The sequence below is a fragment of the Silvania sp. genome (assembly GCF_051656365.1).
Classification (GTDB): domain Bacteria; phylum Pseudomonadota; class Gammaproteobacteria; order Enterobacterales; family Enterobacteriaceae; genus Enterobacter; species Enterobacter hatchlandensis.
This window is the reverse complement of sequence record NZ_JBOGBT010000103.1, coordinates 1-22,907: the sequence shown is the minus strand read 5'-3', so window position 1 is coordinate 22,907 and position 22,907 is coordinate 1. Positions and strand designations below refer to the sequence as shown.

Genomic DNA, 22,907 nt, shown 5'->3' with positions numbered 1-22,907 from the left:
CGGCAATAGTTACTTCAGGCGATCCGCCAGGTAGCGCGGGTAATCCGGGATCAGAATTTCGTTCTGAGACTGGAACTGCGGTGACTCAATAATAAAGTCTGCTGTCGACAGGTTAGTGGCGACCGGGATATTCCACACCGTCGCCAGGCGCAGCAGCGCTTTGACATCCGGATCGTGCGGCACCGCATTGAGCGGGTCCCAGAAGAAAATCAGCACATCAATTTTCCCTTCAGAAATCTGCGCCCCAACCTGCTGATCGCCGCCCAACGGGCCGCTCAGCATGGCATTAACCTCAAGCCCGGTCTCGCGTTGGATCAGATTACCCGTTGTACCGGTTGCCGACAGCTGGTGTTGTTCGAGCAGGGATTTGTGACGCTGAACCCAGTTGAGCAGCATCTGTTTGCAGTGATCGTGTGCAACCAGCGCGATATGTTTGCGTGCTGGCAGGGTGCGAGTTGTGAGTTCCATAATCTCTATCCATTAATTAACTGGTTACAGATTACTGGAAGTGTCTGACTCTGCAAGAGAAAGGGATAAATATTGCGGGTCAGGACGAAGGTTGCTGCTTCGCCCACTGCAGAAATCGCGCTCGGGTATCGGGATCGGCTAAGGCAAACCAGTATTTAAGTCGTTGTTCTGTAACCGTCTGGGATTGCGGCGGCGGCATATCCAGCTCTGAAACGCCCGACAGCAGCGCGCTGTCATCGGCCATCATGGTAGCAAATTGCGGTAAAGACGCGCTTTGCCCGGCCTTGTTATAGCGCTCAGTATCATTCTCGTAATTGATACCTTTCGGGGTCTCGGTAATCGTCAGGATATCGAGCTTTACCGGAATGGGCGTCGCATCGCCGTCCAGCAACTCGATGTGGGGCGCATTATCAAAAAGTTGCGACTCTTTTTCTGTTTCCAGTCGCGGGAGACTAAAATTAACCTGGCTGATGCGCTGCGTATTAAAGCTGGCGACCAGCGGGGGAGAGATATAGACGCGCTGTTCATGGTTGCCAAAACGGATGGTTTTTTCAACCCGAAACACAATCTGATGCGGACCGTTATCCAGCTCAATGCTGTCCGCACCGCGCAGCAATGAACTGGACACTTTTTTTCCATCAAGCACCAGTAAATCGATGTCAGTGGAGAGCCGTAGCGTTGTAGCAAAAACGCAAACCGGCATCAGCAGTGCAACCAAACTCCAGGCAATGCCGGTTTTCATAGAGAGCTCCTCTCAAAGACGCGCGGTGTGAATAATGTATCTAATTTTTTCGCAGATCATATTTACTAACATATAGACATATTCTGGCAATTTGCTCTCATGCAGACGTATGGGATAGATAGTTGCCTTACCCACTTTGGCGTACACTTTGAAAAAGCCAGGAGGAAGACAATGAAAGAGAACGATATTGCTGAGATTCTGACCACCACCCAAACGATTGCTCTGGTCGGGGCAAGTGACAAGCCCGACCGGCCGAGCTATCGGGTGATGAAATACCTGCTCGATCACGGTTATCACGTGATCCCGGTGTCGCCGAAAGTGGCGGGTAAGACGCTGCTGGGGCAACAGGGCTATGCGACGCTGGCGGATGTGCCAGAAAAAATTGATATGGTGGATGTGTTCCGCAATTCCGAAGCCGCCTGGGGCGTGGCGCAGGAAGCTATCGCCGTCGGGGCGAAAACCCTGTGGCTGCAGCTGGGCGTCATTAATGAGCAAGCCGCCGTGCTGGCGCGTGACGCGGGATTACAGGTGGTGATGGATCGCTGTCCGGCGATTGAGATCCCGCGCTTAGGGTTAACCCGCTAAAGGCGGAAGGTAAGCCCGGTGAGCATTGCGCCACCGGGCTTTTTTTCATCATTAATTGCGCAGGCGCGGGGCCTGTAACTGTCGACGAATGGTTTGTGCCAGTTCATCCATGGACGGTTGTTCGGGGTGCTCGTCCTGCGGCTCGCTACTCAACTGGGCTTCGGCAAGATAGGTATGCATCGCCTGGCCATCGTCATCTTCCATCACCACGTGATACCAGGGTGCGGCGCGGAGTTCTGCGTTAACCGCCAGCTCATCGGCTGACGGTTCGTCGAGGGAATATTCCGGGTCGATATCCACAACCACACCCAGATACCCTAACAGGGAGTGGCGGACCTGCTGGCCGATACCGTATTTGCTGGCAATCATAGTCACCTCCCGGGAAACGTTACTTACACTCAAGGTGAGGGCAACATTCCACTTTTCAAGTTACATGATGCGACAGGCAAACCCTTTCAGATATAGCCCTTCCGGATAGGTAGCGATCACCGGGTGATCGGCCGCCTGACGGAACTGTTCTATAAATTGTACATCACGACCCGCATCTACAGCGGCATCGGCGACAATTTTCTGGAACAGGTCTGTGGTCATCAGGCCGGAACAGGAGAAGGTCAGCAGCACGCCACCGGGATTAAGTAGCTGAATTGCCAGCATGTTGATGTCTTTATAGCCGCGACACGCGCCCATCAGCTGGTTTTTGTTTTCGACAAATTTTGGTGGGTCCATCACGATGACGTCGAAGGTTTCCCCCTGATCGCGATATTTACGCAGCAGTTTAAACACATCGTCGCGCACAAATTCTGCTTTGCTCAGATCCAGCTTGTTCAGCTCGACGTTCTGCTTCGCCACGTCCAGCGCTTCCTGGGAGGTATCGACGCTCACCACCTGGCTGCAGCCGCCCATCAGGGCAGAAACCGCAAAGCCGCCGGTGTAGGAGAAGCAGTTCAACACGCGCTTGTCTTTCACGTACTGGCGGGTTGCCAGACGGCTGTCACGCTGATCGAGGTAGTAGCCAGTTTTATGCCCGCCCTGGATATCCACCAGCAGCTTCATGCCGTGCTCTTCAATCGGCAGCAGGGCAGGCGGCAGTTCGCCGGTCACGGTGCCTTGCGTCAGCTCCATGCCCTCTTTTTTACGCACCGCAACGTCACTGCGATCGTAAATGGCGCACTCAGGAAACAGCGATTGCAGGGCGCTGATTAACGCCGCACGCTGATATTCTGCGCCCGCGCTTAACAGCTGCAGCACCAGGAAGTTGCCAAAACGATCGATGGTGACGCCCGGCAGACCGTCGGATTCACCGGCGATCAGGCGATAGCTGTCCAGCCCGTCGCGTTTTGCCAGCCAGTCGCGCCACTGCTGCGCCTGCTGTAAACGACGGGTGAAAAAGGCGATATCAATTGTCTCGTCTTTATCGAAGGTCCAGACACGCGCGCGGATCTGGGAAGCAGGTGAGTATGCGCCGCGGGCTAACCATTTGCCGTGATGGTCGACGATATCAATGGTTTCTCCGAGATTGGCTTTGCCTTCTACGCGAGCAACCGCACCAGAAAAGACCCAGGGATGACGGCGCAGTAATGACTTCTCGCGCCCTTTGGCTAACACTAAACGTACACTCATAATTTGCTATTCTGTCGATTCGAAAAGATGGCCGCCATTTTCCCGAGTTCAGCGAGGAAATGCAACGCGCCAGACAGGGATAAGGAGAACGATGATGTCAAAAGTCTGCATAATCGCGTGGATCCACGGTACGGTTCAGGGCGTCGGGTTCCGATACAGCACGCAGCGGGAGGCTACAACGCTCGGACTGACCGGGTACGCGCGCAACATGGATGACGGCAGTGTCGAGGTAGTCGCCTGTGGCGAAGCGGAAAAGGTAGAACAGCTGGTTGCCTGGCTTAAAGCCGGTGGGCCACGCAGCGCGCGGGTTGAGAAGGTCTTATCAGAACCGCATCAACCCGGCAGGGAATACGTCAATTTCGGTATTCGGTACTAAATACACTTCACGGGCTTCGGCAGACCGGCGATTTTGGTCGCCTGTTTGGCCGGGCCTTTCGGGAACAGGCGATACAGATAACGGCTGTTACCCTTTTCCTCACCATATTTATTGGCCATCGCTTTGACCAGCATGCGAATGGCGGGGGAGGTATTAAATTCCAGGTAGAAATTGCGCACAAAGTGCACCACTTCCCAATGTTCGGGCGTCAGGGCGATCGACTCTTTTTCAGCAATAGCGGCCGCCAGGCCTTCGCTCCACTGGCTGGTCTCTTTCAGATAGCCTTCGCTATCGGTTTCAATCTCTTTACCTTCAAAGTTCAACATAATCATCACGGGTTTATCGAAAACCGCAGCAGTTTAGCAAAAAAAAAAGCCCCGCATAAGCGGGGCCCGGTATACAGCACAGCGGGTTAATTGCGGTTTGCAAAGCCCAGGATGCTCAGCAGGCTGACAAAGATGTTGTACAGCGACACATACAGGCTCACGGTGGCGCGGATGTAGTTGGTCTCGCCGCCGCGAATGATGTTGCTGGTTTCCATCAGGATTGCGCCAGAGGAGATCAGGATAAACACGGCGCTGATCGCCAGGTGCAGAGCCGGCAGCTGCAGGAAGATGTTTGCCACCATCCCGACCAGCACCACCACGATGCCTGCCATCAGCATACCGCCGAGGAAAGACATGTCTTTACGGGTGGTTAGCACGTAAGCAGAACAGCAGAAGAACACTAATGCTGTACCGCCCAGCGCCAGGCCGATCAGATCGCCCATCCCGGCAGACAGGAAGGAGTTAAGCATTGGCCCCAGGATGTAACCCAGGAAACCGGTGAAGGCAAATGCCGCAATAATACCGGTCGGTTTGTTGGCCAGCTTGTAGGTCAGGAACATCAGACCATACATGCCCACCAGCGTCAGGATAATACCCGGCGATGGCAGCATCAGAACGGTGCTGGCGGTCGCTGTCAGCGCAGAAAAGGCCAGCGTCAGGCTCAACAGGAAATAGGTGTTACGCAGCACTTTGTGGGTGCTGAGCAGCGATGTGCGGTCGTGTGAAGAACTAACAATACGATCCATGAGTCACTCTCTTATGACAGATGTAATTAACGGCAAGAATAGAAAACGATGCGCCGGGAACCTAGCTATTTTACCCATCTTTACTCATAGCCTTAGGCGTCGTTCAAGCATTTTATGTTCCATAACTGCAATTTTGCCGAACGAAGCGCGGTTTGTCAGCGCTAATCAGATCAAGCTCTTATAGGTTACTGAAATATATTGCCTTATTACAGTCGTGGCGCTAAGAGTTATTGCGCATCGTCAGACAAAAAACAATAAGGCGAAGGAAATGAAACCATCATCACGCACTATTTTTACACTCTCTCTGCTGACGGCAGGCATCCTGAGCGTCGGCACAACGGCTTTTGCCGCCAGCGTACCGGCGGGAACCGTGCTGGCAGAGAAGCAGGAACTGGTCAGGAATAATGGCAATGAACCGGCGTCGCTCGACCCGCATAAAGTCGAAAGCGATGTCGAATTTAATATTATCAGCGATTTATTCGAAGGACTGGTCAGCGTCGCCCCGGACGGCACCATCCAGCCGCGGCTGGCCGAAAAATGGGAGAATAAAGACAACACCGTCTGGACCTTCCATTTACGGCCGGGCATCACCTGGAGCGACGGCACCGCCATTACCGCGCCGGAAGTGGTCTGGAGCTGGCAACGACTGGTGGATCCGAAAACCGCCTCACCCTATGCCAGCTACCCCGGCAACATGCACATTGTGAACGCCACGGATATCGCCCAGGGTAAAAAAGCCCCCGAGACGATGGGCGTGAAGGCGCTAAACGATACCACCCTTGAAGTGACGCTTACCCAGCCTAATGCCGCATTTCTGGCGATGCTGGCACACCCGTCGCTGGTCCCGGTCGACAAGATCATGATTGGTCGTTACGGGGATAAATGGACCCGCTCGGAGCATTTCGTCAGCAGCGGCGCCTATACGCTGAGTAAATGGGTGGTCAACGAGCGGATTATCGCCGAGCGTAATCCGCGCTACTGGGACAATGCCCATACCGTGATTAACAAGGTAACTTACCTGCCGATCACCTCCGAAGCCGCCGATGTGAACCGCTACAAGGCCGGTGAAATTGATATTGCCTACACGCTGCCCATCAACCAGTTTGCCCAACTGAAAAAAACCATGGGCACTGAGCTGGACGTCTCGCCGCAGCTGGCAACCTACTATTACGAGTTCAACACCACCCGCCCGCCGTTTAACGATCCGCGCGTGCGCAAGGCCCTGAACCTGGCGCTGGATAAAGACATCATTGCCGACAAGGTGCTCGGGCAGGGGCAGCGCCCGGCCTGGGTCGTCAGCCAGCCGGATATCGGCGGCGTGAAGCTGAAAAGCCCGGAATACGCCAGCTGGCCGATGGATAAGCGCATTGCCGAGGCTAAAAAGCTGCTGAACGAGGCGGGCTTTAACGACAGCCATCCCCTGAGCTTTAATCTGCTGTACAACACCTCGGAATCGCACCAGCGTATTGCCATCGCCGCCAGCTCGATGTGGAAGAAAAACCTCGGCGTGGAAGCGAAGCTGCAAAATCAGGAGTGGAAAACCATGCTGGACACCATGCACACCCACAATTTTGATGCGGTGCGCTACGCCTGGATCGCCGATTACGACGATGCTGCCACCTTCCTGAACAACTTCCGTACCGGCGACAGTGAGAACACCAGCCAGTACAGCAATCCGGCCTACGATGAAGCGCTGGTTGAGGCGGCAAAAGCGAAAACCACCGCCGAGCGCGGGAAGTTCTATCAGCAGGCGGAAGATCTGTTAGGTCAGGATGTACCCGCCATTCCGGTTTATCACTATGTCCGCACCCATCTGGTGAAGCCGTGGGTAGGAGGATTTACGCCAGATAAGCTGGGGTATTACTACACCAAAGATATGTACATCAAAAAGCATTAACGCCTTGAGGGTGATGTGTGCTGATAAAATAGCCAATATGTTGTTGATACAACCAATTAAACGCATTTTGGCTATTTTTAAGACGAACGATGAGGTTCGCTCTTTACAGGGCACAAGTAGCTGTTTATAGTTCGCCTCACTTAGGAAGCGTGGCCGAGCGGTTGAAGGCACCGGTCTTGAAAACCGGCGACCCGAAAGGGTTCTAGAGTTCGAATCTCTACGCTTCCGCCAAATTTGAAAACCCTGCGATAGCAATATCGCAGGGTTTTTTGTCTTTGTGTTTTTACCATAAGTTGACGTCACCGAAGCTGTGCTTACAGTAGAGTCATCTTTGGCGTTATTAACTCTGATAACAAGCCTTATTATTTGGAAATAAAACCCTCAACCCACATCACTAATACTGACTTTCTGCGACGCTTTCCTGCATAACAGCAAGAAGTGATTAACATCACACAAAATGACCTCGTTTATGATGTTAATGATCCGTAGATATACGTTAGTTTCGGTATGTCAACGAAGCGGTGCTAATAATGTATGATTTTCAGGAGTCCTGCCTAAACTTTTATATTATTGATTTTAGCTTTGCGCTATAAAAATTAATTTTACCTTTATGTTTGTTTCAATATTCATCTGAAAAATTTCACATACAGTGTCGCATTAGGGATAGTCGAACCTTGGCCGTAGGCGCAACGTTGATCGTTTAAATACCGATGTTCCGTTTTCGCTGTGTAATATTGACAATTTTTTCTAATGAAAAATTCAAGTCGCTTGAGGGTAATTACAAATCATTGACGGTTATTAATTCTTTGGCTTTATTCAATGTCAGGGGGTCGCAGGTCTGAAGTATGCTTTTAGGTTGGCAAAGTAAGTCGCCGCGATTCTTTAGTGGGGGCTGAGCATATCCATCATAGGGTCTTTTTGCGTCGTGAAGGGGAATACGCTCAGTTAGCAATTCCAGGCGCGTAATTCGAGTGCCGCGTACCGGCTTCGCCTTTTCGTGCCTTTTCATCATCATATTTGAGAGAAATGAAAATGACCGATATCAAAAAGCCTGACCTGAAATACATCCTCAAGCAAATCGCTAAAGCAAAAACGGATCTCGACGATATCAACTTCAATATACTGTCCAACCGTCTGCTGCCATTCGGTATACATACCTTCGATAGTGGCTTTAACAACCTGGTCACAGGGCAAGGCAAGTTTGGGGCCACAGACCATTCCTTCCTGCGCTTTTTTGATTCCTCGTTTCAGGCGGGATACGCTGGGATAGGGTCGGTTATCGATCCGCCGTCAGGGATTATCCGTAACCAGACCGCCAACATCTTATCCAAAGTTGAAGTGAACAAAGGTACCGATCCGACGATCGGCACAGGTCTGGATGATGTGTCTGGCACACCGCCGCCGCAGGCGGTTATTGAGCTGGCCTCGAAATCCAGGCATTCTGCGCCGACTCAGGACACGAGCACAGTGCCTCACGGCACGAACACCCCGTTGAACCCTGGCGAACCCATTCTTCTGGCGAGTAAGAAAACGTCGGCGGATGACGATGACGATGATGATGATGTCGGCGGCGAAGATGATGTTGGCGGCGACGGTGCCTTCCCGATCACCGCCAGTGATGTCGCCAACCTGAAGAATCTCGTCAACGGGCGTGAAGGGGGTGAAGACAACGATGCGCTCGGGATCCGCGATCTCGAAGGCACCGGCAATAACCGTGCTCACCTTGACTATGGTTCGGCCGATCAGCCGTTCATACGACTCACCGACGCGCACTATGGCGCTTACAATGAAACGACCCACAACCGCGACATCAATCCCCTGTTCTCCGGACTGGATCCGCGTGCCATCAGCGATGCCCTTGGCGCACAGGAAGCAGACCTTTCCGGCAACGCCGCCGGTGTGAACAGCTTGTTCACGGCCTTCGGTCAGTACTTCGATCACGGTCTCGACTTCCTCGGTAAGGGAGGTAACGGAACGATCCAGATTGGCGCTCCGGGCTCGGTGCCAAATCCCGCGGATCTGACTCGCGGCACCGTTGACAGCATTGATGCTAATGGCATCCCGCAGCATCTCAATAAGACATCGCCATTCGCCGATCAGAACCAAACGTATGGCTCGAACGAACTCGTCGGGCAGTTCCTGCGCGAAGGCAACGGCCTGGGCGGTTTTACGGGCAAGCTGCTAGAGGGCGGGTTGGATCCATCCAATCCAAATTTCAAGCTGCTGCCCACGCTGAGAGAACTGATCCTGCATCACTGGAACAACAACACGCTGTTCACCGACAGCTCGCTGCCGGGCGACCACAACGTGACATTCCAGGAGTACTTCGCCGGACTGGTCGACAGCAATGGCGTTATCAACCAGGCGATGCTTCCTGCTATGACGTCTAATTTCATGGGAAGTGGCTTTGCGCTGCTGCTCGACACCAACCCCTTTATCAACCTGCTCGACCACTACGTGGCGGGTGATGGACGGGCGAACGAGAATATCGCACTCACCGCGATCCACAACATCTGGGCGCGGAATCACAACTTCCATGTCAACGGATTGCTCGACGCCGGATTTGAAGGAACCGCTGAAGAGCTGTTCCAGGCTGCCAAGATCGTCAACGAGGCTGAATATCAGCGCGTTATTTACACCGATTTTGCCGACAAGTTGCTGGGCGGCATGAGAGGTGAGGGCGATCACGGTTTCGCCGAGTACAACCCGGAAGTAGACGCACGCGTCTCGCACGAGTTCGCGGTTGCAGCTTACCGGTTCGGTCATTCGCTGATAGGCCAGACGCTGACGGTGCTCGACGCTCAGGGCAATGCAACGCAGGTACCGCTGTTCGACGCATTCCTCAACCCGACCAACGATACGAGCGCGTTCACCTTCCCCAAAGCGCAGTTGCCTTACTCTCCACAGCCAGGCTATGAGCAACTGGGTGCCGCCGGGATTATTGCCGGTGGGGTTGTCCAGGCTGCGGAAGAAGTCGACGTCAATATCGTCGATGCTGTCCGAAACGACCTCGTTCGTATGAGTGCTGACGTGTTTGCCTTCGACGTCGCCCGCGAGTGGGACGTCGGTCTGGGTTCGATGAACCAGATCCGGGCCGACCTGATGGCCTCTCTCGATCCGTATGTGAGGGAGGCGGTCAGCTTTGCCGGCGATCTCACCCCCTACAGTTCGTGGGAGGACTTCCAGGCACGGAACAATCTCAGCGACACAGTCATAGAGCAATTCAAGCAAGCCTATCCAGACCTTGTGCTGGAGGATGATCAAATTGCAGACGTCCTGGCAGCGAATCCTGGCTATAAATTTGTCAACGGAAACACCGTCAAAGGCATCGACAGAGTTGATCTGTTTGTTGGCGGACTTGCCGAGAAGCACATCAATGGCGGTGTGGTTGGCCAAACCTTCTGGGTCATCATCCACGAACAACTTGACCGGATCCAGGAAGGTGACCGGCTGTATTATCTCGACCGCGTAGAGCATCTGGACCTCTACGAGGTCCTCGAGCAGCAGGGCTTTGCGGGGATCGTGGCACGCAACACCGGCCTGACCAATCTTCCCGAGAACATCTTCGGGACGAGTCAGCTCGATAATCCGCCGGTCGTTGTCAACCGCAACGTCGTCCTCAACGGTGGGAACGGCATTGACCTCCTCAATGGCGGGCTCGGCGACGACGTCCTCAATGGTGGGGGCGGCAACGACACGCTCAACGGTGGGGCCGGCAACGATAGCCTCAACGGCGGCACGGGTGCTGATGTGATGGTGGGCGGTCTCGGCAATGACACCTATATCGTTGATAATAAGAGCGATGTCGTAACGGAAGGTGTTGATGGCGGGACGGATCATGTCCAGACCACCCTCAACAATTACACATTGAGCAATAACGTTGAAAACCTGGTGTTCACCGGGACAGGCGCTTTCACCGGCAGAGGGAATGCCATTGCCAACACCATCACCGGTGGCAGCGGTAATGACGCTTTGTACGGGATGGGAGGCAACGACCAGCTGAACGGTGGAGCAGGAAATGACACCCTTGATGGGGGTGACGGCGCCGATAACCTTCAGGGCGGAACCGGCAACGATAACCTGACAGGCGGAGCGGGTAACGACAGACTCGAGGGTGGCCAGGGTGCCGATAACATGACAGGGGGTTCCGGAGATGATGTTTATCTGGTTGATAATGCCAGAGATATTGTCAAGGAAGGTCTTAGTGGCGGGACGGATGTTGTCCAGACCACCCTTAACAATTACACGTTAAGCAATAACGTAGAAACCCTGGTGTTCAGCGGGACTGGCACTTTCACCGGTAGAGGGAATGCCATTGCCAACAGCATCACCGGTGGCAGCGGTAATGACTTTTTGTACGGGATGGGAGGCAACGACCAGCTGAACGGTGGAGCAGGAAATGACACCCTTGATGGGGGTGACGGTGTCGATAACCTTCAGGGCGGGACCGGCAACGATAACCTGGCAGGCGGAGCGGGTAACGACAGACTTGAGGGGGGCCAGGGCGTTGATAGCCTGTCCGGTGGTTCAGGAACTGACACCTTCGTCTTTAGCGCAGGCTTTGGGCGAGATCGCATTACCGATTTTGATAGTAATCCCGGCGGCGGACAGGACCACCTCGATCTGAGTTTATTAGGCATTGGTGTGGCGAATTTTGCCAGCAGCGTCACGATTGCTGGGGGAGCCGGTAACAGTACCGTAATTACCCTCGGCAATCCTGGTAATGGCAATGTCATTACCTTAGAACACGTAAACGCTAACAGCATCAATATTAATGATTTTATTCTAATCGCATAACAAGAGGACGATGTCGCGCCAGCATACGCCAACATAACTAACGGATTTATTAAAGGGAACGAAAGCCACCTTAATAATGCTGTTTTTTTAGTTTTGTTATCGATGTGCGTATGCTGGCGCCTGGGTCAAGTATTTGGAAACGTCACTTGATGATATAAACATCCGTTTTTGATATTCATACCGATAATTGATGTCCCGGAATGCGGCCCCTGATGCACGCGGGTTGAGAGCACCCACACCACTTCGCGTAGGTTTGTTGGATCAAAATCATCATCCACCACGTAGACCTTCGGAATAAACACCATCGCGTCGGTCTTAAACAGCACCTCGCCGATTCGCTGAGCCAACGCCTCGCTGGTCACGCCCGGCAACTGTTCGCGCCAGTTTTGCGGCACCACCACCAGCAGCCAGTGCACGGTGGAATCCTCCGGGATCCAGGCCGTGCTGATCGGCAACTCGGCTTCACGCAGGTATGTTAGCGCATCGGCGGCCAGCCCCATCGCCCAGAGGGTATGCGACTCATCGGTCGGACGACCGGTAATCGACATCGGCCAGATCGGATCGTCACGGTGGGTAATGGTCTCGACGTGGAACGTCGGCTGGGCTGATGATCCCTCTCCAGGATAGCTGCCGTATTCGCCATACGGCCCTTCCTGGCAGTCGCGAGTGATGGAGACATGGCCTTCGATCACGATTTAAGCGGTACCCGATGCTCAATCAGGTTGATTTTGAATATTCCTGGAGCGGGGCCATCTGCCTGTCAGAAAACCACGAGGGCTTCTTTGGTCAACTGGCGCCTAATGTGTATGGCGCGTTGTGCTGCAACGGTCTGGGGATCACCCGCGGCACGGCAACCGGTACACTGCTGGCCGACATGATCGCCGGGGAGAGAAATGAACTGATTGATTTCCTGATGGCGTCACCGGGGCCAAATAAAACGCCGCCGGAACCTTTCCTGTCGATTGGCGTGAACTCGGTGCTGAAGTGGGGCCAATACCGAGCGGGTATGGAGGTGTAGCGTTTTTTACCTGCCCCATTTGCGGTTTTTTTCAGCAATAGCCCTGGGGCGTTGAAAGAGACGCAAATTCTTGAATTTTGTGCTTTACACAACGCATTAGGATGTTTATAGTGCGCCTCACTTAGGAAGCGTGGCCGAGCGGTTGAAGGCACCGGTCTTGAAAACCGGCGACCCGAAAGGGTTCTAGAGTTCGAATCTCTACGCTTCCGCCAAATTTGAAAACCCTGCGATAGCAATATCGCGGGGTTTTTTCATTGTTAACGTTTTTACCCTAAGTCGACGTCACCTGAGCATTCAGTGTTAGCGTCGTTTTCTGCGCCAAAAAAAGCGGGTCGAGATTAGTATTTTTTAGGGAGTTTGTTAATGACCTTCAACATACCATCATCGAGTTCGATAAAGTCCCCCTGTTTCAGCTGAGCAAGAATTTTCATCACCGTACTTCGGGATAACCGGGTTCTTTGTAATATATATTTCGCTGCTGAAGTGGTTTCGCGAATCTCTGGCTTTTCCCGCATGAGTTCGTACAGTTGAAAACGTATGATTTCATAGGCGGTCGGGGCCGTCATGATGATACTGTGTACAAAAAGGTTATTTGCCACTTTTGTAATATGCCCGGCGAGCAAATTCCACGCATTGAGCTCACCCACCAGCTGCTGTGCGTCTGCCGCCGTTAAGGTTGCGACTTCACATTCGCTTAGCGTTTCAATAAACAAACCTGACGATTTCGGCATCAAATTGCCAATACCCATGATGTTAGGTACCGGGACTGAGCTTATAACAATCTCATCAGTATCCCTGCGTACTCTTATCACCCCGGAACGGATGACAATGCACATGTGAATACCACGGTCAACGTAGTAAAACCGGCGACGAGGAGGAACCGTTTCGAAGTGAAGGTGTGGACTCATCTTGTCGATCAGGTCCAGGGTGGCTTGAGAATGATGCATTTGTGGCAAGTCCTCATGAGGATCGTTTGGCTTCATATGCTCTTCTCACAGTATCCAGGTATCAAATCTACTCTAAATTTAGCATATTTTACTCTATGGCATTCGGCTCTGCTTAACTTGTTGTTTGTGAAGCCTTAAAGTGAGATATAGAACGCCATTGTTGATCAAAAAATAAAGATGGGGTTTGCATCATTAGTATTTTAAAGGGATATTGTTCATAGATAAAAGAAGCCCTTTTTCAGTAACGATATACTCTCCCTTTTTTAATTCTGCGAGTATTTTCATGATACTACTACGCGATAAAAAGGTACGGCATTGAATATAGTTCGCAATCGTCACTTTACTTCTTATCTCTTCAGGCTCACTCATCAACTCATACAATTGATAACGGATTATCTCGTATGAGGACAGTGACGAGATCTTGGTGCAGTGGTCATACACGCGCGTCACTGTATAAATAAGCAATTGAGATAGACTCTGCCATAAGTTATTTTTTTCGATAATAGCATTCGCCTCCTCAAAAGATAACCAGCTGATGTCCGACGCGTCATGCGCACGAATAAACAGATAGTCGGAATCGGTAAGCTGTGTACTCATACCAAAAACAAAAGGCGCCGACTCGGTATTCAGTACCATCCCGTCGAAGTTTCTATAAAGCGAAACGCTACCTTTATGCAGTAAAAAACATCGGCGAAGCCCATTTTGTTTATAGTGAATGATTTGTCTATTAATTGTTTCTAATTTGTTACTCGTTGGCGTGAGATGCAACAATAACAGCTGAATGTCTGCAATGGGTTTTTGAATTTCATTATTGCAATTGGCTGTAATAGAAGTGTTTTGTAGTTCAATCATTAAGGTTTCGCCCTGTTTTTTTATACCAGGATAATTCCTAGATAGGTGATGAATGGGGGGCATTATGGGTAAAATCTTAATTTATGTGAATAAATGTTTCGGTGTAAAATTACACTCATAAAAACCTTGAGTGTTAGAGGGTTTTTAATGAAAAATGAATTCAACAGGGAAGGTGGTGTTCAAAGTGGAATATTATTCAGTATCCATGTGTGATCTGATTTAAACGCCTTGTTTATCGTGAGTTGTTCTTGTTTATATTAATAAGGTTAAGGATTAACCTTCTGTTTTTGTCTGCTCATTATCACGTTGTGAAGCAAGGAAATATCTAAATGACTTGCCTGGTAAATTCATGGCAAGCCATGCGGGTATTGTTACGCTTAAAATTTACAGAAATCGAAAATTATATTTAAGGAATAGGTTTATGAAAAAGAATTATATTGCAAGTGCCTTCGCTTTTGCCGCTGCTCTGTCTGTATCTACAGCGTTTGCTCAGGATGCGGGTCAGGTTAATTTCACAGGTGAAATTATCGATGCGGGCTGTGAAATCGCGAATACCCCAGCAGCGCCTCTGGATGTCACTCTGGGTCAGGTTCAACGTACTGCTTTTAATGGTGCAGGCTCTACAGCAGCGCCAACCAGCTTCAAACTGGTACTGAAAAACTGCCCAGAGACAGTACACAACGCAATGGTTAAGTTTGATGGTGCTAACGTTGATGGCGACACCAGCGTGCTGGCACTGACGGGTGCAGGTACTACTGGCGTAGCGACTGGCGTTGGCGTCCAGCTGTCCGACGATGCAAACACCGTCCTGCCGCTGTTTACAGCTTCCAAAGCGTACCCACTGACAGATACGCAGGATAACGAACTGACCTTTGTCGCACGTTATGTCGCAACGGCAGCCACTGTTGGCGTTGGCCTGGCTAATGCTACCGCTAACTTCTCTGTGACATACAACTAATACAGCGTTTATCGGCCAGTTATCTGAGCCGATATAAAACAGGCCGGATATATCACCGTCCGGCCTTATTGACTTAACCCAATGGTATTTATTAATGAAAATTATTCCTGGCACAATGCTGGTTATATTACTGGTATCAACAGCGTCAGCGTCAGCGTATGCGGGTGTGGTTGTTGGCGGTACCCGTCTTATTTATGACGGTGGTAAGAAGGAGTCTTCACTGAGTGTCAGCAACCCCGACAGCAAACCCTATCTGATTCAGACCTGGGTAGACACTGTGACGGGTGGCGCTGAGAAAGCCCCCTTTATGATCACCCCTCCGTTGTTCCGTCTTGATGGAAACCAGAATAACGTGCTGCGCATTGTCCGCGCCGGGGGAAACCTGTCAGCAGATAAAGAGTCGCTGTACTGGTTAAATATAAAATCTATTCCTTCGGTAGAAAAAGACATCAGTAAAAATACGCTGCAAATCGCGGTGAAAACACGCATTAAGCTGATCTATCGCCCGCAGGGCCTTAAAGGCACGCCGGAAGAACGCACTGAGCAACTGGCCTGGCAGCGCAGCGGTAACAGCATAAAAGTGACCAATCCGACACCTTTCTACATGAACTTCCAGGAAGTGAAGTTTGGGGGGAAAGTCGTCCAGGACGCGACCTATGTCGCGCCGGGCAACTCGGCAAATTTTGCTCTGCCTGCAGGCACAGCAAGCGGAAATTTAACCTGGAAGATTATTACGGATTTCGGCGGGATTGGTCCTGAGCACCACGCTTCACTGTAATGAAATATCGCCTGAATAAAGACCACGGTACCAAAAAGGTACACACAGACGGTCGATGGCATTCACCTCATGGACAACGGAGGTTATTGATGAATAGCCCGGTAAAGAAAGTGAATAACAGGGATCAATTGCGGGTCACCCGGTTGGCCTGGTTAATTGCAGGACAACTGGCCCTTAATGGAATGATTCACAATGCCCAGGCGCGTGAATTTTTTAACCCAGCATTATTAGAGATTGATAACCCGAACCAGGGCAGCACCGATTTATCCGTTTTTGAAGAGGGGGCTGTGCAGCCACCAGGAGTATACCGCGTTGATATCTTCCTGAACGAGCAGGCCGTAGAGACCTTCGACGTAGATTTCCAGCTTGCGAAAGAGGCAAGCGGCAAAGAGCATCTGCAGCCATGCCTGAGTGTGAAACAACTTCAAGAAATGGGCGTAAAGACCGATCTGTTTCCTGTCATGAAGGATGCACAGGCGCAATGTGCAGATCTGGGCGCTATTCCTCAGGCTACGGCGGAATTTCGTTTCAGTAAGCAGCAGCTCTTATTAAGTATTCCGCAGGCAGCCATTTCCCAAAAAGCACGGGGCTATGTGCCAGACACGCTGTGGGACAATGGTATCCCGGCATTCTTGCTTAATTACAGCCTGAGCGGAGCAAATAACTATGCGCGCAACGGATCGGGGACGGATGGAAACAGCCAATATGCCAACCTGCGTCCGGGGGTCAATATTGGGCCGTGGCGACTGCGTAACTACACTACCTGGAACCGTGACAGCCACGGCCAGGATAAATGGGACTCGGTTTATAATTATGCGCAGCGCAGCCTGATTGGTCTTCAAAGCCAATTAACGCTGGGCGACAGCTCAACGCCTGCTGATGTCTTCGATAGCGTTCCGTTTCGTGGTGCGCAAATGGCGTCAGACGATGACATGATGCCAGACAGTATGAAGGGCTATGCGCCGGTTGTCCGCGGTATTGCGCGAACCAACGCGCAGGTGATCATTCGTCAAAATGGCTACATCATTTATCAAAGCTTTGTCGCACCGGGTGCGTTCGAAATTAATGACATGTACCCGACCGGTGGCTCAGGTGATCTGCTGGTCACCATCAAAGAGGCCGACGGAAGCGATCAGCAATTTGTCGTGCCCTTTGCCTCACTGCCTGTTTTGCAACGTGAAGGCCATCTTAAATACAGCATTACCGGTGGGCAGTACCGTTCCTACGACAGCAAAGTGGACGACACGCCCTTTGGCCTGGTGACAGCAATATATGGTTTGCCAGCTGGGTTCACGGGATACGGTGGAGCCCAGCTGGCAGAAAATTACCGCTCTGTGGCATTGGGCGTAGGTAAAAACCTCGGCGATTTTGGCGCGCTGTCCGGGGATGTCACCCAGGCGTGGTCCACCATGCAGAACTTGCCTGAAGACAGCGGCCAATCCTGGCGAGTGCGCTACAGCAAGAATGTTGTGCAGACGGGCACTAACTTTGCGATCGCGGGCTATCGCTATTCGACAGACGGATACTACAGTCTGCAAGAAGTGATGGACACCTATCGTTCAGGTAGCGACGCGAGTCGCAGTGAACGTCGCCGTAATCGCAGTGAACTGACCATCAGTCAGAACTTGTGGGAGAGGGCAGGGTCCCTGTCATTAAGTTGGATCAGCGAAGACTACTGGAGCAGCAATCGAACCTTGCGTTCCATTAGCGGCGGGTACAACAACAGCTGGAACGGCATCAGCTACGGGTTGAACTACAGCTATAACATAAACACAAGTGCCAGCGGCAGTAACAGTGGGCGAGTGTATGAGCGGGATCAGGTCGTGGGTGTGAACATCAGCGTCCCACTTGACCGCTTCCTGCCGCGCACCTGGGCCAGCTACAACCTGAACACCAGTAAAAAAGGGAACACCACCCAAACCCTTGGCCTGAATGGCACGGCGCTGGCGGATAACAACCTGAGCTGGGGTGTACAGCAAGGTTATGGAAATAAAGATGTAGGAAATACGGGGGCCATGAATGCGGACTACCGCGGCACCTACGGTGAAGTAACGGCAGGGTATGCCTACGACCAGGACAGCCAGCGCCTGAACTACGGTCTGCAGGGTGGGATTGTGGTGCACGAAAACGGTGTCACTTTTGGTCAACCACTGGGGGAAACCATTGCTCTGGTGCAAGCGCCCGGGGCCAGCAATGTCGGCATCAACAACCAGACTGGCGTGAAGACGGACTGGCGGGGTTACGCCATCCTGCCCTTTACCAGTCCATATCGCCGCAATCAGGTCCAGCTGAATACAGAAACCCTGGGTGAAGATGTTGACGTAGAGTTAACCGATCAGAGCGTGGTGCCAACGCGTGGTGCCGTCGTGCGGGCGAGTTTTACAGCCCACGTGGGCCAACGCGTCATGATGACCATTCTGCGTAAGGATGGGGCCCCGGTGCCCTTTGGGGCCATGGTCACCGACCCGGCGCAGAAAAATGTTCAAGGTTTTATCGTTGGCGACGACGGTCAGGTTTATCTAACCGGTATGGCGGAAAAAGGTTCCCTGGACGTTAAATGGGGAAAAAGTATAGACCAGCAGTGCCAGGTTAATTATGTATTACCACAAAGAACGGGCGAAAACGGTATAACCAGCGCCGTTGGGAAATGTCATTAATTCATCCTTATGCCGTATTACGCTAATGCGGCAAAAGGCGCGCTTCACTTATCAGGTTTTAAAGATGAAAAGAAACGTTCATTACCGGACGGTTTACTCGTTGATACAGGCACATTTAAAGAAACTGATTTTTATTATCGGTCTGTCTCTTTTGATCTCGAATCAGGCGTTGGCACTCAGATGTCAGTCCGCAGATAATGGTTCTTTGGGTTTTTCTGAGAATATTGGCAGTATTGCCGTGCCACAATCAGTACCTGATGGCACGGTAATCTGGCGCTCAGAGAACAGAACAATGCGGATCAGCTGCTGGAAAGACCGAGGGGGCGAGGCGGAAAATGTCTATTTATATCCAAACCCATTGCGTCTTCCTTTGGCGACAGGCATTGAGTACGGCATTGTGCTGAATGGCAACACCATTGATATGAACGCTTATCAGGTCGCTTTACCGATCACTATTCCGGTCTGTAATTACAGTTCGGAAGTGTGTAAAAATTCCTACCCGGTTGTTTTTACTTTTAGTTATAACGTATTTATTAAAAAGAAAGGTGCGGCAACGGGATATTATTCAGGTTTCGATGCTGTTAACGTATTTCAACTGGATGGTGCTAATGGGCTGAATGTCGAGGGGAATTTTACGTATGTTAACTACGGATTAAACAGCATTCGCTTTATGCCATGTTCTGCCAATATATCGATCAGTCCGAATGTCATTACCTTTGATACGGTTAACGCGTTTAATGCTGCTATAAACGAAGTGGCTGCACCTGAAAAAACCTTCACCGCGACGGTGACTAAAGATTGTACAGCGCCGTTTAAGTTAACGGCGCAATACACGTCCCCAAGCCCGTTGTCGGACACCACCGGGTTGAATTTGGGTAATGGATTGAAACTTTCTTTAAAGAATGTCAATACCAGTCAGTATGTGGATTTTAGTAACGTGACCCCCTTTGCGGATATGACATCGGTGATGTCAGCCACGGTACCCTTCACAACAAGGTTGACATATTTAAGTACCAGTCCGACGGTGGGGGATTATTCAACCTCAGTTACAATAACTGTGTTTTATAACTGAAATAAATTACCTGGGGAATTTTAATGCGAAAAGGATATTTTATATCTAACGCGCAGAGAAAAATTATGCGCAAAATAGTAGGGCCGTTGGCATTGTTAATGTCAGTGGCGGGTGCCGGGAGTGCCATTGCAGAATCGGCGCGTGTGGACTTTAACGGCACGGTTGCAGCGATTCCCTGTGTGGTAGACGGACAAAGCTCTGTTGATGTCGACATGGGTAATATTCAGGCGTCGTTGCTGGATAGTTCTATTGTTTCGCCGTGGGTAAACTTTCAAATAAAAGTAAAAAATTGTCCTGCCATTAGCGCAGTAACAGCCACAGTGAGTGGGACAGTAGACACGGTTATCCCCGCGCTCTATAAAAATTTTGGTTCGGCTAGCAATACTGCCCTGCAACTTGCCAATATGGATACTTCAGCATTTATTTCTCCTGTTGTACCCACAACAACAGCTCTGGTGAATCCTGACCGAACGGCGGTGTTTAACCTTGCGGTTCGGGCATATAGAGTGGTGGCGCAAGGCACAATCCCTGGGACAATAAATACCGTTCTGCAGGTGAACTTTACGTATCAATAAGCGGGTTTTTTATTACTCACGGTACATTCACGGGCACATGTCTGCCTACTGGAAAACTAAAATGAAATTAAACACGAAAAAAATAATATTCAGCGTAGTGGCTTTGGCTATCTGTATACATTATGTCTCTGCCGCGCCCTTGCAAATTAATGTCACCGGTAACGTCACTGCTTCGCCATGCAGTGTTGATATTGCAAACTCCACGCTAAACATTGACCTCGGTGACACGCCAGCGACTGATTTAGCCACTGCGGGCGCTTTTGGCCAGGATAAGCAATTCACCATTGCATTAAAAGATTGCCCGGCGAGCACGACCAAAGCCACTGCCACGTTTTCCGGCACGGCAACGGCTGGCGATGCTAACGGTTTTGCAAACACCGGCACTGCAGTCAACGTGGCGATAAAAATCAAGCCTGCTGCCGCTGCCTGGAGTGATAACTTCGTGAATCCAAACCAGAGTAGTTGGCAGCAAAACGTGAATGCAACAAGTCATACCGTGAAATATGACTTCGCTGTTCGTCCGTATACTGTATCCGGAAACGTGAGTCCTGGAACGATAGCCAGCACCATGCAGGTGGCGTTTACCTATCAGTAATCAGGGTGACGTTTAAATCAATAAAAGGGGCATGCGATGCTGTCGATTGTTATTGAAGACAATAATACTTTCTACCGTCAGGGTATGACGCTTTTTTTAGAAAGTATTTTTACTGCCCGAAGTGATGTTTATATTAAACAGTCAACGCTGACAAAAGAAAATATCGCCAAAGCTGACATTATCATTAAAAACTTTGTGGCAGGTGAAAGTAGTACCTGTCAGTTAGCATTCTATAACCGCAAAAAAAACAGTCTGGTGATTGGCATCTCTGAAGGCATCAGTAGCCCCGTTTATGCAGGATTGCCGTTATGCATTAACGACATTGTGTTTATCAGACGTTCAGACCCGCTCAGTAAGCTGAAGACGCAGATCCTCAATGGCTGGAAATGCACAACAGCTGAGGCGGGGGCTCATTTTAAGCCCGGCTGTGCTCACTGTCATCACCGTATGCTTTCACGGCAGGAAAGTAAGGTTGCAGCGTATATATTCCAGGGGGAAAGAATACCCACTATTTCGCAGGCCATGAATATTGATGTCAAAACCATATACGCCCATAAACACAGGGTTATGGCGAAGTTTAATCTACGATCCGATTATGAATTGTTCACTTTTCTGACGCATTTAAAAAACAAAAAACATCCGATGGCCGCATTCTCAGCGTTATAAAAACGACGGTTAATCAGTGTCCGGCCATATTTTATATGAGCGCCCGCGGCGTGGGGATCAAACTGAGCGACGGCAATAATGGCCCCGGCGCACCCACGGCGGGCACGACTAACGGTTTCGCTATCTTTGCGGTGGAATATAATTAGCCGTGGGTTCATGCTCTGACCCAGGCCACAATCTCACCGCAACAGGAGCGGAAATTCTATGACCGAAAGACTGAATAACTATAACCAGCCAGTCGGCGACGCACTGCCCGAGTGGAGCGGCGCCCGCCTGCCTGACGCCCCCTCCCTGCAGGGGCGCTACTGTCGACTCGAACGCCTCAGCGCTGACCGCCACGCGGCCGGGCTTTACGAGGCCTATCGCGACGCGCCGGATGCACGCGACTGGACCTATTTGCCTTCAGGGCCTTATGAAACCCCGGAGGCGTATCGCGCCTGGCTGCTGAATGCCGAAATGCAGCGCGACCCGATGCATTACGCGGTGATCGACGCCAGTACCGGCCAGCCGGTTGGCACCGTGGCGCTGATGCGGATCGATGCCGCTAACGGGGTGATTGAAGTGGGCTACGTCACCTATTCCCCGCGCATGCAGCGCACGCGGCTCGCTACTGAAGTGATGGCGCTGTTCCTGCGCTATGTTTTTGACGAGCTGGGCTACCGCCGCTTTGAGTGGAAGTGTGACGCCCTGAATGCTCCGTCCTGCGCGGCGGCGGCGCGCTTTGGCTTCACCTTCGAAGGTATTTTCCGCCAGGCTATCGTGACCCGCGGACGCAACCGGGACACCGCCTGGTATTCCATTATCGACAGCGAATACCCGGCCCTGATAACCGCCTTTGAACGATGGCTTGCGCCGGATAACTTCGATGCAAACGGCGTTCAGCAGCAAAAGCTGGGCACGCTGGTTGCTGAAAGCCGAGCGGGTCGCTGAAAAGAGCATCGTCGTTGATCAGCGGTCATCAAGGTCTTTTTTCTCATGCTGAATAAGCCAGGCTTTGCGCGCGACGCCGCCATAGTCGGTCATCGCGCCATCTTTGCCGATGACCCGGTGGCAGGGGATCACAATGGCTACGCGGTTAGCACCATTGGCGTTAGCCACGGCGCGAACGGCATCGGGCTTGCCCATAACGTTCTCCCGGTGTGAGGTTCGGGACGAATCTAGAGCATCCGGCGAAACGCTGACAACCGAAAATCGGACGACCATTTTTGGGATGTATCAAAGGTCATTCACCT

The 22,907-nt window shown here is 51.4% G+C and carries 22 protein-coding genes, 2 tRNA genes and 1 pseudogene; 15 read left to right on the top strand and 10 right to left on the bottom strand.

All coding sequences use genetic code 11. The features are described from left to right. Positions 1-9: 9 nt before the first annotated feature. Together mgsA and csgI are read right to left on the bottom strand one after the other, a co-directional pair. Positions 10-468: a methylglyoxal synthase gene (gene mgsA / locus ACRDD5_RS20150; RefSeq protein ID WP_271281858.1), complete on the bottom strand. Its 459-nt coding sequence runs from the start codon at positions 466-468 to the stop codon at positions 10-12. A 79-nt stretch (positions 469-547) separates the two neighbouring features. Continuing rightward, entirely contained in the window at positions 548-1,210 is a 663-nt protein-coding gene (gene csgI, locus ACRDD5_RS20145; protein WP_271281857.1) for a curli synthesis inhibitor, read from the bottom strand. A 171-nt stretch (positions 1,211-1,381) separates the two neighbouring features. Here csgI and ACRDD5_RS20140 point away from each other — a divergent pair, with 171 nt between their 5' ends. Beyond that, on the top strand, positions 1,382-1,795 hold the full coding sequence (locus tag ACRDD5_RS20140; protein ID WP_271281856.1) for a CoA-binding protein: 414 nt from the start codon (positions 1,382-1,384) through the stop codon (positions 1,793-1,795). 51 nt (positions 1,796-1,846) lie between these two features. Here ACRDD5_RS20140 and hspQ read toward each other — a convergent pair whose 3' ends face one another. Both hspQ and rlmI read right to left on the bottom strand, forming a co-directional pair. Next, entirely contained in the window at positions 1,847-2,164 is a 318-nt protein-coding gene (gene hspQ / locus ACRDD5_RS20135) for a heat shock protein HspQ (protein ID WP_271281855.1), read from the bottom strand. Between the two features lie 60 nt (positions 2,165-2,224). Further along, the gene (gene rlmI / locus ACRDD5_RS20130) at positions 2,225-3,415 is read right to left on the bottom strand and encodes a 23S rRNA (cytosine(1962)-C(5))-methyltransferase RlmI (RefSeq protein ID WP_271281854.1); all 1,191 of its coding nucleotides are present in this window, start codon (positions 3,413-3,415) and stop codon (positions 2,225-2,227) included. Between the two features lie 94 nt (positions 3,416-3,509). On the opposite strand from rlmI, the gene yccX reads away from it, so the two are divergent. Next, on the top strand, positions 3,510-3,791 hold the full coding sequence (yccX, locus tag ACRDD5_RS20125) for an acylphosphatase (protein ID WP_271281853.1): 282 nt from the start codon (positions 3,510-3,512) through the stop codon (positions 3,789-3,791). Here the strand turns inward: yccX and tusE are convergent. Next, positions 3,788-4,117, bottom strand: coding sequence for a sulfurtransferase TusE (tusE, locus tag ACRDD5_RS20120; protein ID WP_271281891.1), 330 nt, complete (start codon positions 4,115-4,117; stop codon positions 3,788-3,790). The two genes, yccX and tusE, sit on opposite strands and share 4 nt — an antisense overlap. 86 nt (positions 4,118-4,203) lie before the next feature. Further along, positions 4,204-4,863, bottom strand: a complete 660-nt coding sequence (gene yccA / locus ACRDD5_RS20115; protein ID WP_271281852.1) for an FtsH protease modulator YccA — start codon at positions 4,861-4,863, stop codon at positions 4,204-4,206. Between the two features lie 268 nt (positions 4,864-5,131). On the opposite strand from yccA, the gene ACRDD5_RS20110 reads away from it, so the two are divergent. The 3 genes from ACRDD5_RS20110 (at position 5,132) to ACRDD5_RS20100 (ending at position 11,557) form a co-directional block, all read left to right on the top strand. Continuing rightward, complete coding sequence (locus ACRDD5_RS20110) at positions 5,132-6,760, top strand: ABC transporter substrate-binding protein (protein ID WP_438677789.1); 1,629 nt, start codon at positions 5,132-5,134, stop codon at positions 6,758-6,760. Between the two features lie 143 nt (positions 6,761-6,903). Further along, a tRNA-Ser gene (locus tag ACRDD5_RS20105) sits at positions 6,904-6,991 on the top strand. 801 nt (positions 6,992-7,792) lie between these two features. Next, a complete protein-coding gene (locus tag ACRDD5_RS20100) occupies positions 7,793-11,557 on the top strand; it encodes a peroxidase family protein (protein WP_438677788.1) in 3,765 nt (1,254 codons plus the stop codon). Positions 11,558-11,682: 125 nt separating this feature from the next. On the opposite strand, the gene ACRDD5_RS20095 is transcribed toward ACRDD5_RS20100, so the two are convergent. Then, positions 11,683-12,249, bottom strand: coding sequence for a UbiD family decarboxylase domain-containing protein (locus ACRDD5_RS20095; RefSeq protein ID WP_438677787.1), 567 nt, complete (start codon positions 12,247-12,249; stop codon positions 11,683-11,685). Positions 12,250-12,266: 17 nt separating this feature from the next. On the opposite strand from ACRDD5_RS20095, the gene ACRDD5_RS20090 reads away from it, so the two are divergent. Then, a complete protein-coding gene (locus ACRDD5_RS20090) occupies positions 12,267-12,575 on the top strand; it encodes a hypothetical protein (RefSeq protein ID WP_438677786.1) in 309 nt (102 codons plus the stop codon). A gap of 124 nt (positions 12,576-12,699) precedes the next feature. Next, positions 12,700-12,787, top strand: a tRNA-Ser gene (locus ACRDD5_RS20085). Between the two features lie 126 nt (positions 12,788-12,913). Here ACRDD5_RS20085 and ACRDD5_RS20080 read toward each other — a convergent pair. Next, entirely contained in the window at positions 12,914-13,558 is a 645-nt protein-coding gene (locus ACRDD5_RS20080) for a helix-turn-helix domain-containing protein (RefSeq protein WP_438677785.1), read from the bottom strand. 156 nt (positions 13,559-13,714) lie between these two features. Next, positions 13,715-14,374 (bottom strand): helix-turn-helix domain-containing protein, encoded by a 660-nt coding sequence (locus ACRDD5_RS20075; protein ID WP_438677784.1) that lies wholly within the window; start codon positions 14,372-14,374, stop codon positions 13,715-13,717. 421 nt (positions 14,375-14,795) lie between these two features. Between ACRDD5_RS20075 and ACRDD5_RS20070 the strand changes: the two genes are divergently transcribed. From ACRDD5_RS20070 to ACRDD5_RS20035, 8 genes are all read left to right on the top strand, one after another. After that, on the top strand, positions 14,796-15,332 hold the full coding sequence (locus ACRDD5_RS20070) for a fimbrial protein (RefSeq protein ID WP_438677783.1): 537 nt from the start codon (positions 14,796-14,798) through the stop codon (positions 15,330-15,332). Between the two features lie 94 nt (positions 15,333-15,426). Continuing rightward, positions 15,427-16,110: a fimbrial biogenesis chaperone gene (locus ACRDD5_RS20065; protein ID WP_438677782.1), complete on the top strand. Its 684-nt coding sequence runs from the start codon at positions 15,427-15,429 to the stop codon at positions 16,108-16,110. An 89-nt stretch (positions 16,111-16,199) separates the two neighbouring features. Then, positions 16,200-18,767 carry a fimbria/pilus outer membrane usher protein gene (locus ACRDD5_RS20060; RefSeq protein WP_438677814.1) on the top strand — a complete coding sequence of 856 codons (2,568 nt, stop codon included), beginning with the start codon at positions 16,200-16,202 and terminating at the stop codon, positions 18,765-18,767. 64 nt (positions 18,768-18,831) lie between these two features. Then, positions 18,832-19,839, top strand: a complete 1,008-nt coding sequence (locus ACRDD5_RS20055) for a fimbrial protein (RefSeq protein ID WP_438677781.1) — start codon at positions 18,832-18,834, stop codon at positions 19,837-19,839. Positions 19,840-19,862: 23 nt separating this feature from the next. Next, positions 19,863-20,414 carry a fimbrial protein gene (locus ACRDD5_RS20050; RefSeq protein ID WP_438677780.1) on the top strand — a complete coding sequence of 184 codons (552 nt, stop codon included), beginning with the start codon at positions 19,863-19,865 and terminating at the stop codon, positions 20,412-20,414. A 61-nt stretch (positions 20,415-20,475) separates the two neighbouring features. Further along, a complete protein-coding gene (locus ACRDD5_RS20045; RefSeq protein ID WP_438677779.1) occupies positions 20,476-21,009 on the top strand; it encodes a fimbrial protein in 534 nt (177 codons plus the stop codon). 36 nt (positions 21,010-21,045) lie between these two features. Then, positions 21,046-21,675 carry a helix-turn-helix domain-containing protein gene (locus tag ACRDD5_RS20040; RefSeq protein WP_438677778.1) on the top strand — a complete coding sequence of 210 codons (630 nt, stop codon included), beginning with the start codon at positions 21,046-21,048 and terminating at the stop codon, positions 21,673-21,675. 204 nt (positions 21,676-21,879) lie between these two features. Beyond that, entirely contained in the window at positions 21,880-22,605 is a 726-nt protein-coding gene (locus tag ACRDD5_RS20035) for a GNAT family N-acetyltransferase (RefSeq protein WP_438677777.1), read from the top strand. Between the two features lie 18 nt (positions 22,606-22,623). On the opposite strand, the pseudogene ACRDD5_RS20030 reads toward ACRDD5_RS20035, so the two are convergent. Next, positions 22,624-22,800: pseudogene (locus tag ACRDD5_RS20030) on the bottom strand (methylated-DNA--[protein]-cysteine S-methyltransferase); the annotation flags it as partial. Between the last annotated feature and the right edge of the window lie 107 nt (positions 22,801-22,907).